This is a genomic window from Metabacillus arenae (assembly GCF_014773385.1).
Lineage (GTDB): Bacteria > Bacillota > Bacilli > Bacillales > Bacillaceae > Metabacillus_D > Metabacillus_D arenae.
This window is the reverse complement of the sequence record NZ_JACXAI010000026.1, coordinates 14,605-29,299: the sequence shown is the minus strand read 5'-3', so window position 1 is coordinate 29,299 and position 14,695 is coordinate 14,605. Positions and strand designations below refer to the sequence as shown.

The following is a 14,695-nucleotide window of genomic DNA, read 5'->3' as shown; positions in this document are numbered from 1 at the left end:
ATTGGATTGGTGGGGTGGACATGGAAAATCCTTATTTGCTTTTAACACCAGGACCGCTATCGACTTCTAAAGAAGTTCGCATGTCTATGCTTAGAGACTGGTGCACATGGGATCAAGATTATAATGAATTGGTTCAAGAAGTAAGAAACAGGTTAACAGCTTTAGCAGCTAACGATTCGGATGCTTATACTGCAGTCCTCATGCAGGGAAGCGGAACGTTTTGCGTAGAATCGGTTATTGGCTCTGTCATTCCACAGGATAAAGGAAAGCTATTAATCGCAACCAATGGAGCATATGGGGACCGGATTGTTCAAATGGCAAAAATGCTGAATATACCTGTTGCCGTTAGTGTAACTGATGAGAGATCTTCAACAAATCTTTCAGAGATAAAGAAAATATTGGACACAGATCTTGATATTACTCATGTTGCTGTCGTTCATTGTGAAACAACAACAGGTATGCTCAATCCGATTGAAGAAGTATGCCGCTTAGCAAAGGAATATCACAAAGTGACAATTGTTGATGCGATGAGCAGCTTTGGAGGAATTCAAATAGATGTCTCAGCGCTTAGAATAGATTACTTAATTAGCAGTGCAAATAAATGCATTCAAGGTGTACCCGGGTTCGGATTTGTTATTGCAAATCGGGCAGAGCTTGAAGGTTGTAAAGGTTTTGCCAGATCGTTATCACTAGATTTGTATGATCAATATAGAACAATGGAAGAGCACCATGGAAAGTGGCGGTTTACTTCTCCAACCCATGTGGTCAGGGCATTTTACCAAGCATTATTGGAGCTTGAAAAAGAAGGTGGAGTACCTGCCCGATATGAGAGGTACAGATGTAATCAAAAACGATTAGTGGGCGGAATGATGGAAAATGGCTTTAAACCACTTCTAAAAGAAGAGGATCAATCACCGATTATCACATCTTTTCTTTATCCAAAAAATCGTGAATTTACATTTGAGAGTTTTTATAAAAGGTTGAAAGAAAAAGGTTTTGTTATATACCCAGGTAAAATTTCTAAGGTCGAAACGTTCCGGATAGGAAATATTGGTGAAGTGTATCCTAAAGATATTGAGAGATTAGTAGAGACAGTGAAGGACGTAAACTTAAGTGAGGGGGTTTTTAGTGTATGAAAGTATTTTGCCTTGGCGGAGCAGGAAAGATTTGTCGAGAAGCAATTTTAGATTTAGTCCAATTCTCTTCTTTTGAAAAAATTACAGTGGCGGATTTTAATGAAGAAGAAGGGAGAAAGGTAGTAGAATGGCTGGACGATCCTCGTGTTGATTTTATAAAGGTGAACGTATTTGACCATGAGGATACAGTAAAAAAAATGCAAGGTTATGACATTGTGATGGATGGTACGACAATCACGTTAAATGGTAAATCAACTGCTTGTATTGCAGAAGCGGGCTGTCATGGTATTAATTTAAATGGTTTTGGCGAGGAAGATGAGCACCATGATTTGTTTGTTTCAAGGGGAAGGACATGTCTGCCTGGCTTTGGAATGACGCCTGGATTAACGCAAATGATGGCGATGCATGCAGCAGGTCAGCTTGATACAGTGGAATCTGTCCGTGTAAGCCATGGATCGTATCGTCCCATTGCCTTCTCAAAATCAATAACCGAAACGACAACCTATGAATACGATCCAAATCTTCCAACAAGGGTCGTCTATGAAAATGGCGAATTTATACAGGTTCCGCCATTTGCAAGACCAAGAGAAATTGAACTGCCTGAACCATACGGGAAGGGGATCCAATATATTATTCCTCATTCTGAGACGAAAACTCTGGCTAAGGCTTTAAGTGGGAAAGGTGTAAAGTTAATAGAAGTAAGAGGTAAATGGCCGGAGCCAAACATGAAGCTTGTGCGCGCTTTATATGAGTATGGTTTTTTACGGAATGATGAGATTTCAATAAATGGAATGAATGTCGGTATTTTAGATTGTATATCAGAATATTTATATCAATCTAGAGAAGGAACTGAGACGGAGTTATATGGATATGCCTTGCACATTGAAGTGATCGGTCAAAAAGACTGCAACACGTATAAGCATACTCTCACCCATACTCACCCGTCTTCAGATGGAAGTGTGAAGGGCTGGGAAAAACTAAGAGCCTACACAAGAAATGTTGCCATTCCATTTGCTATTGCGACAGAACTTTTGGCCAAAGGAGTGGTACAACAAAAAGGGATTGTCATTCCAGAAGAAGCCTTTATTGATCCCACCCTTATATTCAAAGAATTAGAAAAACGTGGTATATTTGTCAAAGAACAAGTAACGAAAGTAGAAATGAAAATAGAGCAAGGAGTTTAGAGGATGTCTTTATTAGCTGAGGAAAGAAAACGAGTGATTATCGAACTCATTGATCAGAATGGGAAAGTACGTGTGAATGATCTTGCACAAAGCTTCGCTGTTTCTACTGAGACAATACGCAGATATCTTGAAGAATTGGAAAGTGAACGAAAGCTAAAGAAAGTATACGGCGGTGCTGTGAAATTGGATGGTGAAGCAGAAGAGCCATCCATGTTCGAACGAGAAATTCTTCATATTGAAGAAAAGCGCAGGATTGCTGATCGGGCAGTATCTTTTATAAGTGACGGAGACGTCATATTTATTGATGAAGGAAGTACTACCCTCCAAATGATTCACAATTTATGCGATCTGAACAATATAACGATCATCACAAACTCGTTCCCAGCGGCATCTAAACTTCTATGCTATGCAAATAAGCAGCAATTTAATGGGGAAGTCATCTTTATTGGAGGAATTGTCCGCTGCCGCCACTATCGAACTTCGGGTTCACTTGCAGAACAAATGGCAAAGGAATTTTTTATTGATAAGGCATTTATCTCAATTGATGGACTTCTTCCTGATGATGGACTGACATGTTATGATTTAGAAAAATCATCAATGGCAAAAATTCTTATCAAAAATTCTACTGAGGCCTTCGTGCTTACTGATCATTCGAAGTTAGGCGTAAAAGCAAATTTTAAAATGGCAAGCCTATCTACTATTAATAAAGTTTTATCAGATGTCCCCGTTCCTGAAGACTGGGAGCTTTCTTCATTAAAGTGTGAATGGATAACCTGCTAGAAAAAAATCGGCCAATCCTTGGCCGATTTTTTTATCAAAAGAATGTTATCTTTATCGAGTTCAAACGCTAAATAGTTTAAGGTTATAAGCAAGTCTCCAAACAGGGCAAAAATAACTTTTTTCCAGAAGGCTCCTCTTTATTTGTCAGCATTGGACAAGCCGCCATTAAGTTTTTAGTCTTATTTTTGTCTGATCTTACGAGAAAATGTTTCCCCGGAAATATTTCTGGGGAAATACGTCGAATAAAAAGGCTGTCTCAAAAACTTCGTTCTGATAAAACAAAAAATTGAGATCTGATGTGATACTTGAAGCAAATTGTCTTTATTTAGAAATAAAATTGAAAGCTTGTTGGATAAGATTCGCTTTTCTATAATGAAGATAATTAAAGAATCCCCCAAAAAAACTCACATAGGTGAAGCGTTAACTGAATTTTCCTACAGGAGGAACGTAAATGGCAGAATTCATCCATAAAGATTTATCCATAGAGCAAACCTTTGAGCTTTATGAGAAGAAATTTAAGGCACTGGCTGACAAGAAGAGATTACAAATTCTGAATGAGATTGTAAAGAGAGGAAGTGTGTGTGTTTGTGATTTAAGTGATGTGGTAGAAATGCCGCAATCAAAGCTTTCCTATCATTTGAAAATCTTATTGGATGCAAGCCTTATAATAAAAACAACAAAAGGAACTTGGAGCTATTATGAATTAAATGAAAAAGAAGCGAACCACCTGCTGTCTAAAAAGCTTTGTTGTTTATTTCATATTGGGTAATTGCAGCATTTTGATTATGTAGCACAAGCGTTTTCCAAAACATAAGAAGAAATTACAGTAAAGTTGGGAATACCTAATAAGGAAAAGATCAGCTCTCACTCTTTATAAAGTGTGCCAAGCTATTCAAGCAATTGCGGGAGGTAAAGACTTGAATGTTTCATTCTTATAGTGAACTTGCAACAGAAGTGTACGATCTGGATAAACCGCTAGGCCATACTTTTGGTGATATCGAATATTATAAAAAAAGATTAAAAAGTGTTTCAGGCCATGTATTAGAACCTGGAACTGGTTCTGGGAGAGTCTTGATTCCGCTGCTTGAAGCTGGATTTAAAGTAGAAGGATTGGATCATTCTGTCCATATGCTGCAATCATGCCGAGGAAGGTGCGAGGAAAGGGGAATCAAACCCACTCTTTATCAAATGGAGATGCATCATTTCAAATTGCCGAAAAAGTACGAGGCTATCATCTTGCCTGCAGGAACCTTTTTGCTGATTGAAGACCGTAAAGAATCGATTCAAGCCCTGAAAAATTTCTACGATCATCTTGAAACTGGCGGCAAGCTAATCCTTGATCTATATTTACAAAATGAGTTGTCTCCAAATACAGTCACAACGAAGTCGTGGAATACAAAGGCTGGCGAATTGATCACTCTTGAGACTAAGATGGTTGAAGTAGACTTTTTGAATCAATACAGTGTAAGTTTCTTGAAATATGAGAAATGGAAACAAGGAGAATTAATGAAAAGTGAGCTTCAGCGACTTCCGCAAAGATGGTATGGAATAAAAGAGTTCAAATTAATATTAGAACGGATTGGATTCTCAGGCATTACTCTTTCAGCGGATTATCAATATGAAAAAGAACCTTCTCATCATGATCAGACGTTTACATTTGAAGCGATTAAAGGATAACATGAACATTACTGCGAATTGTTCGTGTTATTCTTTTTCCGGCTCCAGCTCCTGTAAGGTAAGTCGCATTTCTTTTTTTGACAAAGAATAAAGAATCGCAAGTACCAGCAAGACACTGCAAAATAGTAATCCCAGCCTTGCGCCGAGCATTTCAGCCAATCCGCCAGCATACAGATGTCCAGTAATAGTGGCTATACCAGAAATAAAAAGACCGCCGCTGCTAATTCGTGAAAGCAATCGGTCAGGTGTAACAGATTGTCTACTAGTCCCATGAATAACAAACCCCATTGACAATGCCCCGTCAAACAAAAACATCCCAATGAAAAGAACGTAAAAATGATTTCCAGTGCTAATACATAAGATTCCTATCAAAGTAACAAACGTTGAAAAGAAATAAAGGGTTCGCCAAGTAAGCCATTTCATACGGTCTAATAATAACACAGCTGCAATATTACCCAGACCTGCTGCAGATAAAAGGATCCCTGTTTGAGCTGGGTTCAGATTCAAGGAATCTTTACTGTAAATAATCACTAATAAGATTACAGCGTTTGATAAAAAGTTTAGCATAATGTGATTGAAGGATAGGAATCGCTGTAAGGGTGAAGCAAACATATACAAGATTCCTTCTAACGCCAGCTTGAATGTAGTACCTTTTATCAGTGTATCCTTTTGGATTGAAGATTTATTGGGTTCAAAGCAAATGAAGCAAATGCCCAGCAAAGAAACAAAGTAGGTAGCAGCATCAATAGCAATCGTCCAACCCGCACCTAAAGCTGTGAAAATAAAGCCTGCTAATAATGGACCAATGAATGTACTGATGGCGTCTGCCCCTTCTAAATAATTATGAGCATCTAATAAATGTTTCCTGCCAACAAGGGAAGGGAGCATGGCATTTGTTGAAATTCGAAATATCAGTCCGGAAAAACCGCTGAAAAAGAGAAGGAAAAAAACGACCCATTCATTAAACTGCTCCGAAAAAACAAAAATAGCCAAAAGGGTAATCATCACCGCTCTAGCAGCTTCTGATAACATGGCCATTCTAATTTTAGATCGTGATTCTACCCATGCTCCTGCTGGTAGAGAAAAAATAAGAGGTGCTAACTGGGAGCTCATCGTGATCAAAGCAGTCTGCATAGGCGAATTCGTAAGCTGTAAAGCAATCCACGGAATGGCCAGGTCACTTAACCTGCTGCCAAATATGGAAGCCGTTTGACCGAACCAAAAATATAAAAAATTACTGTTGCGAAGAAGCATGTTAGACCTCTCCTGTTTTTGGTGAATTCTGAAAATGTAACTTTATTTTAACCTATTAACCTTGTGGGGAGGGATTAAATTTGTCAGGTTATCTCCATTTATTTGGAAAGGTCGTTTTGATTTAATGTTACGAAATATCAGGGAATACCGAACTAGGAACTTTCTTGAAGGTCAAATGCAAGAGACTCATCAAGGACAGCGTGATCTATTGCGCTATATAAAGAAAAGACAAACTAAAACCTTATTTTCGGTTCTAGTTTGCCCTTTGTTATTAATGTAAATTATTTAGATCCTGGATAAACAATGTTTATAAAAACTTTCCTTTAATTGAAAGAAAAGCTCCATTTTTTGCTAACAGGGTTGTCCCATCTTCCAATCGTATGTGCTAATTTAGCAGGCTGTCTGTTCTTTAAGCTCCGCTTGCAGAGAAAATCCCTCAGGTTTTCTGTATAAAATTGCTTTTGGCTGGGGTGTCCATGAAAGTTTTCATTATCCCAAATGTTCGCTTAAGAATTCTTGAACCTCCTCAGGTGATTTAGCATTAGCGCTGTGGAGATGAGCGATCTTATTGCCTTCTTTGAAAATTAAGATGCTTGGGATTCCCATTACTTGGTTTTCTTCTGCTATATCAGGAAACTTATCCTTATTGATTTCATACCACTCATACCTGCTATACTCTTCTAATATTTCCTCAATAAACATATTCATTCGAGTGCAGTCAGGACACCAGTCAGCAAAAAATTTAATAAGTACTTCGCGGTCTCCGTTAATTAGTTCATTAAATTGTTCTGTTGATTGAATTTCTTCCATGAAAAACACACCTTTCTTTTCTACATCTATTGTATTATAAAACATAAATGAAGAGGGAATTCATGCTTGAAGGACGAAATTTCCCAAACAAGACGAATACTATAGAGATTTTTTTAAAAGTTAGAACAAAAATAGGCGAAAGTGATAAAATGTAAGAGATGAACTTCTGAGGGGGAAAACGAATGAAAATTAAACTTGGGCTAGTATATGGCGGAAAATCAGCAGAACACAACGTCTCCTTGCAGACAGCCCTCGCAGTAATTAAAGCGTTAGATCTAACAAAATTTGAAATACATCCCATATATATTACATCAAATGGCGAATGGATAAGAGGTAATCAACTCGAAGGAGCTGTCTCAGATGTGAAGCTTCTTCAATTAGATAAAGGAGAAATAGTTTCTCCACTGGCATTAAACCAAGATTTATTCCCAGCTAAAACGGAAATAAAGCAGGAACAAATTGATGTTGTTTTCCCATTATTGCATGGTCCAAATGGGGAGGACGGAACCATTCAGGGTATGCTTGAACTCCTAAATATGCCTTACGTTGGGAATGGAGTTTTATCTTCTGCCGCTGGGATGGATAAAGTCATCATGAAAAACCTTTTTGCTCAAGCTGGTTTAGAGCAAGCAAGCTATGTGTGGTTTATTAAGAACGATTGGGATAAATCACCTGAAAATGCATATTCGAGAGTAGAAAGCGAGTTAGGCTACCCTTGCTTTGTTAAGCCGGCAAATTTAGGGTCAAGTGTTGGAATCAGCAAATGTAATGACCGCGCCGGCTTAGAGAAAGCCTTTAAAGAAGCATTTGAATACGATCGTAAAGTCATTGTTGAAGAAGGAATTGCAGGGAGAGAAATAGAGATTGGCGTATTAGGTAATGACCATCCTGAATGCTCTGTCGTTGGGGAAATTGCTCCGAAAAAAGATTTTTATGATTACCAAGCAAAATATGAAGACGGGAATACAGATCTCATCATCCCTGCAGAGGTATCAGAGGAAGAATATGAAATGATCAAAGAAATGGCGATTAAATCTTTTAAAGCGATTGATGGAGCAGGACTTGTGCGTGCAGACTTCTTTTTAACGAAGGACGGAAGAGCCTTAATTAATGAGGTAAATACAATGCCTGGCTTTACACCTTTTAGCATGTTTCCGCTCTTATGGAAGCATACTGGAGTAGAATATCCGCAATTAATTGAAAAGCTTGTTCATTTAGCTATTGAACGCCATGAAGCCAAACAACAAATTAAACATACATTCTAAATGAAAGCTGTTTTCGAAACTTTGTTGTTAAACAAAACCTATTACCTCAAGAGTTATAGTACTCCCGAGATGGAAGGTCAAGTATGAGGACATGAAGCAATAGGTGAATCAATGAGTGTCTTAATTTAAGTTAAACAATAAAAATCTCTTAGAAAAGAGCCTAAAAGACAAAGGAGGGGCTGACCAATGGAGTCGGCCTTTCTTTTAGTAAGGAGGGACCGTAAATGATAAAACGATCTCTAAAAGAGATTCAAGAAATGGTAAACGGCAGAGGATTGGATTCCAAATATGAAAACAACGTAATTGAACAAGTTATAATAGATTCTAGAAAGGTAGTCAAAGGAAGCCTTTTTATTCCAATTGCAGGAGAAAATTTTAATGGACATCGTTTTGCGGCTCAAGCGCTTTTAGATGGTGCAGGCGCTGCTTTATGGTCTGAAAAAGAAAAGAATCCCCCTCAGAATAAACCGGTTATCTTTGTCGAAGATACGTTGAAAGCTCTCCAATTATTAGCACAGAATTATAAAGAGCAATTACAGGTTAAAGTTGTCGGGGTCACTGGGAGTAATGGAAAAACAACGACGAAAGACTTAATCGCATCGGTTTTGTCAACTGCTTATCAAGTACATAAAACAAAAGGGAATTTCAATAACCATATCGGCCTGCCCCTTACTCTGCTTGCTATGCCTGAATCAGTTGACATTGCTGTTCTTGAAATGGGCATGAGCAGTAAAGGTGAAATAGAGCTGTTGTCTAAATTAGCGAAACCTGATATTGCTGTGATAACGAATATCGGAGAGTCTCATTTAATGGATTTAGGTTCACGTGAAGGAATTGCAGATGCAAAGCTGGAAATTGTATCAGGCTTAAATTCTTCTGGAGAGTTAATCTACATTGGAGATGAACCTTTATTACAAGAGCGGGTAAAGGATCTCCCATTTAAGAAGACCACGTTTGGTGATGGGGACAGGAATGACCTTTATCCAGATGAAATCCTGCAGAAGACTGGAGGCACCTCTTTTAAAGTGAACGGCTCAGAGTACTCTATTCCAATCTTAGGTAAACATAATGTATACAATGCTCTTGCAGCTATTGCAGCCGCCAAGCATTTCGGTTTATCTGAAGAAAAAATAAGAGAAGGCTTAAGCTGTTTAGAGATGACAGGCATGCGCCTCGAGATGACAAAAACGGAAAGCGGCCTTTCAATTATTAATGATGCTTACAATGCGAGTCCAACATCAATGAAAGCAGCAGTCAAATTGATGGAGGATTTGGATGGATATATAAAGAAAGTCGTTGTTCTAGGGGACATGCTTGAGCTAGGCGACCATGAAGAGTTCTTTCATACTGAGGTAGGCCGGGAAATAAATCACACGGCCATTGATTATGTATATACTTTCGGAAAATTGGGAGCTTATATTGCGAACGGCGCTTTAAAAAATTTCCTTCCAGAAAAAGTGAAGCACTATGAAGATAAACAGGAGTTGATTGCGGATCTTAAACAAACGGCAGGAAAGGGAGATCTCATTTTAGTCAAAGCTTCCCGTGGAATGAGGCTTGAAGAAGTAGTTGAAGGGTTAAAATAAGAAAGTGTAAAAAAACTTCGAGGAATTACTCAATAAATTTTGTACAGATCCAATAGCTAAGAATTGAAGCTTTCGTCCTTTCTCAAAAGCGTGCCTTTATTGACTGGGTCACAAACGCAAAAAGGAAAAGACAGCAAACAGCAGAAAATTAAAGAGGGTCTAAAAGAATTTTATATGAAAAGCCACTCCTCAATGGTTTGGCTTTTTTGTCAGTAAAAAAAGTAAAAATTTGATTAACTTAATCCCGTATATTGAAATGAATTCCATGTAAATTCATGGTTGATTTTCATAAAAATCGGGTATATTCATATTAAAGAGCTGGACTACTATTAATAAGTTCCCTTAAAATTGTTAAAATAATAATTGCTGATAGTCTGAAAATAAGCTTAATGGCCCACCATTAATTTTCGATATCTTCGGAGGAAAAATGATGATTGGTTGTTTGTGTATTCATGGTTTTACAGGAGCGCCATACGAGGTAGAGCCGTTAGCTCTTCATCTCCAAGAGGTGACTGATTGGGAAATCCAGATGGTTACGTTACCTGGACATGGAGAAGAATTAGTTTTAAAAGGTGTGTTTTATCAAGAGTGGATCGAGCATGCTGAGCAGGCGATTGAGAAGCTATTATCGAAATGTGAAAAAGTGTATGTCATTGGTTTTTCAATGGGAGGACTAATTGCCTCTTATCTTTCGACAAAGTATCCAGTCGAAAAGCTGGTTTTATTAAGTGCAGCGGTTTATTATGTCAATCCAAAAAGGTTATTTGCAGATATTGGCGGCATGATAAGAGACACATTTAGAGGGAAGCTAAAGGAAAATGATTTATTTTTACGCTATAAGAAAAAAATAAAAAATACGCCCTTTAGTGCAACGATGGAATTTCGGAAGCTAGTCCAATATGTGAGGCCTCTCCTCCAAAAGATTCAGGTTCCAGTGTTAATTGTTCAAGGGGAAGTTGATGGGATTGTTCCCGTAAAAAGTGCGTTTTATTTATATGAAAAAATCCCTTCACCACAAAAAGAATTGATGTTTCTTCCAGGCTCTCACCATCACGTTTGCCATGGATGTGATTTTGAAGACCTAGTCAAAAAGGTTGATGAATTCTTAATCGGAGAGAGTGGTAATTTATAGGGGTTATTGAAATTCGGTTCTCTTAGTGGTAAGATAAAATTTAAAGTGTTTCCGGGCTTATATATACAATTTGATTCTGCCCTTAGGTGTGAAGGGCATTTTTGCCATGTTTAACTGAGTCTGAAAATGCTATCTAACAGGTTTAAAAAGGAGTAGGAATAAATTGACAAAAAAATTCGAAGAGTTAGGTCTTAGCTCAAATATGATGAAAGCTATTCATCGCATGGGCTTTGAAGAAGCAACACCCATTCAATCAGAAACCATTCCATTGGGACTTCAACATAAAGATGTAATCGGCCAGGCGCAAACAGGTACGGGAAAAACTGCTGCGTTCGGCTTGCCGCTTATTGAGAAAATTGATATAGATAACCCGAACATTCAAGCGATTGTTATTGCCCCAACACGTGAGCTAGCGATTCAAGTATCAGAAGAGCTTTATAAATTCACTTTCTACAAACGTGCTCGTGTTTTACCTATCTACGGAGGACAAGATATCAGCCGTCAAATCCGTTCATTGAAAAAACATCCCCACATTATAGTTGGTACGCCAGGTCGATTAATTGACCATATTAACCGCAAAACAATCAAGTTAAACGCAGTAAACACAGTTGTTTTAGATGAAGCAGACGAAATGTTAAACATGGGTTTTATTGAAGATATTGAATCTATTCTATCTAACATTCCAAATGAGCGCCAAACATTGCTATTCTCGGCAACAATGCCGGCACCAATTAAAGCGATCGCTGAAAAGTTCATGACAAACCCTGAACATGTTAAAGTAAAAGCGAAAGAAGTAACAGTGCCAAACATTCAACAATTTTATGTTGAAACACCTGAGAAGAAAAAATTTGATACACTAACACGTCTTCTTGACATTCAAAAACCGGAGCTTGCGATTGTATTCGGACGTACAAAGCGCCGTGTTGATGAGCTGACAGAAGCGTTAAACATCCGCGGCTATGCAGCAGAAGGAATCCATGGCGACTTAAGTCAGGCTAAACGTATGACAGCTCTTCGCAGATTTAAAGAAGGTTCCATTGAAGTGCTTGTAGCAACAGATGTAGCTGCGCGCGGACTTGATATTTCTGGTGTTACACACGTCTACAACTTTGACCTGCCTCAAGATCCTGAAAGCTATGTTCATCGAATCGGACGGACAGGCCGTGCAGGAAAAACAGGTATGGCCATGACATTTGTTTCTCCTCGAGAAATGGATAACTTACGAAACATTGAAAGAATTACAAAAAGAAAAATGGATCGTATGAAAGCTCCAACTCTTGACGAGGCACTAGAAGGCCAGCAGCAAATGGTCTTGGAGAAACTGCGCTCGATTATTACAGAAAACAACTTAGCCTTCTACAAACAAGCAGCAGAAGAGCTGTTAGAAGAGCATGATTCTGTTGCGATTGTTTCAGCGGCTATTAAGATGATGACGAAAGAACCAAATCAAACCCCAGTTCGATTGACAGAAGAAAAGCCATTATATAGCAAAAAAGATAACAAACGCGGACCGCGAAGAAGAGATGGCAGAGATTCTTATCGCTCAAAAGGAAACCGCTACGGCTCAGATAAAAACCGTTCAAAATCAAACTCCCGCGGTGGAAGATATCAGAAAAAATCTCAACAAAGCTAATGATTGAAGAGAAAGCACTTAATGATGAGTGCTTTCTTTTTTTGATTCAACAGATATAACCAGGAGTACTCATAACTTCAACCTCCTACATGGGAAGAAGTTTTGTTTGCAGAACACCTTTAAGCCTCAATTAAAAAATCATATCTATATGGAGATTGGCTTATTTTTGGGAAGTAATTGAAACTAAAGCCTGTTATGATACGTATAGAAGGAGATAAACCATTAGGAGGAGAAATATGCGATCTGCACCAAAAAATCAGATCAGCCCAAAAGCTTTAACTGTATGGAAACTATCTAGTTCTGTTTTCCATGGAATCAGCTTATTGGTCGTAATAGGAATTTATATCTTAAAATACTTTTTTGACTGGCCTTACTGGATTCCAGTCAGCGTAACGATCGTTTGGGCGATCTCTGCCATTTTATCAATATTCATTATTCCAAAGCTCAGACATCGTATTTGGCGCTACGAGGTGTTTGAACATGAAATTGATCTTCAATTTGGGGTTTTTGTAGTCAAACGAGTGCTGGTTCCTATGGTTAGAGTCCAGCATGTTGACACACAGCAGGGACCGCTTTTGAAAAAATACAAACTTGCTACTGTCACAATTTCAACTGCTGCCACTACTCATGTAATACCTGCATTAAATCTCGAAGAAGCAGATCAATTAAGAGACTTTATTTCTAAATTAGCAAGGGTGACAGATGATGATGTCTAATCAAAAAAGGCTGCACTTTGCATCTGTTTTGCTGAATTTTTTTAAACAATTGAAGGATTTTCTAATCCCGATGCTGATTTTCTTTTTTGTTAATATGGCGAATGATATGAAATCTTATTCTTTCTATTCATTTATAGCTTTTGGCGTCATTCTTTTAGCGTTTATTGTCATTAGTATCATGAAATGGATGAAATTCACCTACAGAATTGAAGAGGATGAATTTCGGATTGAACAAGGTGTGATTGTTACAAGTAAGCGCTACGTACCAATTGAAAGAATTCAAACAATCAATGTAAGTGCTGGGATCATTCAGCAGTTGTTTGGTCTTGTGAAGCTCCAAGTAGAAACGGCTGGAGGGGCTCATGAAGCTGAAATTGTTCTTGGCGCCATAAGAAAAGATGAAGCAGATAAAATTAGAGAACACATCAATGAAAGAAAACAGCTTTTAAAGACAGTACAGACTCATGAGGAAGATGTTCAAAAAGAGATGATTAACACAGAGCCTGACTTAACATATAAGATGACAAAAAAAGAATTAATTATAGCGGCGTCCACTTCAAGTGGAATTGGAGTTATTCTTTCTGCGGGAGCAGCATTATTTTCTCAGGTTGACGATATTATCCCCTATGAAAAAATCTTTGATCAATTCGCTTCGTTTATCAGTGCAAGTGTAACGGTTTATGCTATTTTAGTCGCAGTAGGGCTTCTGCTTGCGTGGGTGCTTAGTATTGCAGGGATGATGTTAAAATATGCATCCTTTACTGTGATAAAAAAAGACGAGGAAATTGTGATTTCCAGAGGATTGCTCGAAAAAAATCAAGTTACCGTTCCAATCAAAAGGATTCAAGCAATCAAAATAAAAGAGAACCCTATCCGTCAAATGCTTGGGTTTGTAACGGTTCATCTGGTTAGCGCCGGCGGAGGAAGCAAAGATAAAGACGTTTCTACCTTGTTGTTTCCGGTAGTGAAGAAAACCAAGGCAACCGACTTAATTAAACAGTTCCTACCTGAATACACCAATCAATCGACTTTAAATCCTTTGCCGAAAAGGGCTTTAAAACGGTATTTGTTTCGCTGTGTAGTTCCTGGAATTTTAATCAGCATTCCTTTTAGTATCTTTTTATTTCCTTGGGGACTGTTTTCTTTATTGCTAATCCCAATTGGTATTTTACTTGGGTACAGGGGCTATAAAGATGCAGGCTGGGCAATAAAAGAAAAGCAACTACAATTAACCTACAGAACCTTCTCGAAAACAACGTTTTTAGTACATAAACGAAGGGTTCAATCTTTAGAAGTGAAATCTTCCTTTTTCCAAAAAAGATCGAATCTAGGAACTGTAAAAACCTCTACGATTTCTGCTTTTCTTGGAGAACACCATCAGTTAGTTGACCTAGAAAGAGAGCATGCGGAAGAAATCTATGGCTGGTACTCTTATGAACAAAAAAGCTGACTTGAAAAATGTTTTTTCGGTCAGCTTTTGTTTTAAGGTGCGAATAATTAGGTTAATTAAAGTATTAAGCTG

General features: G+C 38.0%; 13 protein-coding genes. 11 read left to right on the top strand and 2 right to left on the bottom strand.

Annotated elements, in window-relative coordinates; all coding sequences use genetic code 11:
- The first annotated feature begins 20 nt into the window (after positions 1-20).
- The 5 genes from phnW (at position 21) to IC621_RS18240 (ending at position 4,777) form a co-directional block, all read left to right on the top strand.
- On the top strand, positions 21-1,136 hold the full coding sequence (gene phnW / locus IC621_RS18260; RefSeq protein ID WP_191160088.1) for a 2-aminoethylphosphonate--pyruvate transaminase: 1,116 nt from the start codon (positions 21-23) through the stop codon (positions 1,134-1,136).
- Positions 1,133-2,320 (top strand): saccharopine dehydrogenase family protein, encoded by a 1,188-nt coding sequence (locus IC621_RS18255; protein ID WP_191160086.1) that lies wholly within the window; start codon positions 1,133-1,135, stop codon positions 2,318-2,320. Before phnW ends, IC621_RS18255 begins: the two co-directional genes overlap by 4 nt.
- 3 nt (positions 2,321-2,323) lie before the next feature.
- Positions 2,324-3,100, top strand: a complete 777-nt coding sequence (locus tag IC621_RS18250) for a DeoR/GlpR family DNA-binding transcription regulator (RefSeq protein WP_191160084.1) — start codon at positions 2,324-2,326, stop codon at positions 3,098-3,100.
- Between the two features lie 481 nt (positions 3,101-3,581).
- Positions 3,582-3,869, top strand: coding sequence for an ArsR/SmtB family transcription factor (locus IC621_RS18245; RefSeq protein WP_191160175.1), 288 nt, complete (start codon positions 3,582-3,584; stop codon positions 3,867-3,869).
- 152 nt (positions 3,870-4,021) lie between these two features.
- The gene (locus IC621_RS18240) at positions 4,022-4,777 is read left to right on the top strand and encodes a class I SAM-dependent methyltransferase (protein WP_191160082.1); all 756 of its coding nucleotides are present in this window, start codon (positions 4,022-4,024) and stop codon (positions 4,775-4,777) included.
- 27 nt (positions 4,778-4,804) lie between these two features.
- On the opposite strand, the gene IC621_RS18235 is transcribed toward IC621_RS18240, so the two are convergent.
- Together IC621_RS18235 and IC621_RS18230 are read right to left on the bottom strand one after the other, a co-directional pair.
- Complete coding sequence (locus tag IC621_RS18235; protein ID WP_191160080.1) at positions 4,805-6,031, bottom strand: MFS transporter; 1,227 nt, start codon at positions 6,029-6,031, stop codon at positions 4,805-4,807.
- A gap of 489 nt (positions 6,032-6,520) precedes the next feature.
- A complete protein-coding gene (locus IC621_RS18230; protein WP_191160078.1) occupies positions 6,521-6,841 on the bottom strand; it encodes a thioredoxin family protein in 321 nt (106 codons plus the stop codon).
- Between the two features lie 182 nt (positions 6,842-7,023).
- Between IC621_RS18230 and IC621_RS18225 the strand changes: the two genes are divergently transcribed.
- From IC621_RS18225 to IC621_RS18200, 6 genes are all read left to right on the top strand, one after another.
- Positions 7,024-8,106, top strand: coding sequence for a D-alanine--D-alanine ligase (locus tag IC621_RS18225; protein WP_191160076.1), 1,083 nt, complete (start codon positions 7,024-7,026; stop codon positions 8,104-8,106).
- A 224-nt stretch (positions 8,107-8,330) separates the two neighbouring features.
- Positions 8,331-9,692 (top strand): UDP-N-acetylmuramoyl-tripeptide--D-alanyl-D-alanine ligase, encoded by a 1,362-nt coding sequence (locus IC621_RS18220; protein ID WP_191160073.1) that lies wholly within the window; start codon positions 8,331-8,333, stop codon positions 9,690-9,692.
- Positions 9,693-10,122: 430 nt separating this feature from the next.
- Positions 10,123-10,824 (top strand): alpha/beta hydrolase, encoded by a 702-nt coding sequence (locus IC621_RS18215; RefSeq protein WP_191160071.1) that lies wholly within the window; start codon positions 10,123-10,125, stop codon positions 10,822-10,824.
- A gap of 202 nt (positions 10,825-11,026) precedes the next feature.
- The gene (cshA, locus tag IC621_RS18210; protein WP_396653062.1) at positions 11,027-12,457 is read left to right on the top strand and encodes a degradosome RNA helicase CshA; all 1,431 of its coding nucleotides are present in this window, start codon (positions 11,027-11,029) and stop codon (positions 12,455-12,457) included.
- 236 nt (positions 12,458-12,693) lie between these two features.
- Positions 12,694-13,173: a PH domain-containing protein gene (locus tag IC621_RS18205; protein WP_191160067.1), complete on the top strand. Its 480-nt coding sequence runs from the start codon at positions 12,694-12,696 to the stop codon at positions 13,171-13,173.
- Entirely contained in the window at positions 13,163-14,623 is a 1,461-nt protein-coding gene (locus tag IC621_RS18200) for a PH domain-containing protein (protein WP_191160065.1), read from the top strand. Before IC621_RS18205 ends, IC621_RS18200 begins: the two co-directional genes overlap by 11 nt.
- Positions 14,624-14,695: the final 72 nt, after the last annotated feature.